The organism is Nocardioides sp. (genome assembly GCF_024509035.1).
Taxonomy (GTDB): Bacteria; Actinomycetota; Actinomycetes; order Propionibacteriales; family Nocardioidaceae; genus Nocardioides.
On the sequence record NZ_JANINT010000039.1, the window covers coordinates 11,103 to 12,270 of the forward strand.

2 protein-coding genes are annotated in these 1,168 nt (G+C 69.8%); both read left to right on the forward strand.

What is annotated here, in order from left to right; genetic code table 11:
* A partial coding sequence (locus Q0L15_RS03785; RefSeq protein ID WP_366939532.1) for a cobalamin-dependent protein occupies positions 1–272 on the forward strand: 272 nt, incomplete at its 5' end.
* A 91-nt stretch (positions 273–363) separates the two neighbouring features.
* A partial coding sequence (meaB, locus tag Q0L15_RS03790) for a methylmalonyl Co-A mutase-associated GTPase MeaB (RefSeq protein WP_296602356.1) occupies positions 364–1,168 on the forward strand: 805 nt, incomplete at its 3' end.

Here is a 1,168-nt window from a genome sequence, read left to right on the forward strand (position 1 = left end):
AATGCGCGCGGCAGGCGATCGAGAACGACGTGCACGCGGTGGGCATCAGCACGCTGGCCGCCGGCCACAAGACGCTGGTGCCCGCGATCATCGCGGAGCTGGAGAAGCAGGGCGCCGACGACATCATTGTGTTCGTGGGCGGCGTCATTCCGCAACAGGACTACGAGTACCTCTACAACGCCGGCGTGAAGGGCATCTACGGGCCCGGCACGCCGATCCCGGCGAGCGCGAAGGACGTGCTGGAGCAGATCCGGAAGGCGGTTTCGGAATGACCTGGCTCTTCTCCTCCCCCCTTCGGGGGGAGGCAGGGAGGGGGGCGCTCGGTGTGCTGCTGCCGCGGGCCCGCCACGATTGGACGCCGGCGTGAACCTGGCCGAAGCGATCGTGCGTGGCGGGCCGGTGGAGCAGCGCCGCGCCATGGCCAAGGCGATCACCTTGTTCGAATCGACCCGCGCCGATCACCGGACGCAGGGCGATGCGCTGCTGACCGAACTGCTGCCGCACACGGGCCGCGCGTTCCGCCTCGGCATCAGCGGCGTTCCGGGCGTCGGGAAGAGCACGTTCATCGAGGCGCTGGGCCTGCAGCTGGTGGGGCAAGGGCATCGCGTGGCCGTGCTTGCGGTCGACCCGTCGTCCAGCGTCTCGGGCGGCTCCATCCTGGGCGACAAGACCCGCATGGAGCAGCTCTCCGTGCATCCCGCCGCCTACATCCGGCCCAGCCCGTCCAGCGGCACGCTGGGCGGCGTGGCGGCCAAGACGCGCGAGGCGATGCTGGTCTGCGAGGCCGCGGGCTACGACATCGTGATCGTCGAGACCGTGGGCGTCGGCCAGAGCGAGATCGCGGTGGCGGGCATGGCGGACATGTTCGTCCTGATGCAACTGCCCAATGCAGGCGACGACCTGCAGGCGATCAAGAAGGGCGTGATGGAGCTGGCGGACCTGGTCGTGATCAACAAGGCCGACCTCGACGCTGATGCCGCCACGCGCGCGCGCGCGCAGATCACGAGCTCGTTGCGGATCCTGGGGCAGCACGGTCGGGCCGACCATGCGCACCACGACACCACGCTGTGGCACCCCGAGGTGCTGCAGCTGAGCGCGCTCAAGGCCCAAGGCATCGCGCCATTCTGGGCGACGGTGGAGCGCTTCCGCGCGCTGCAGTCCGCGAACG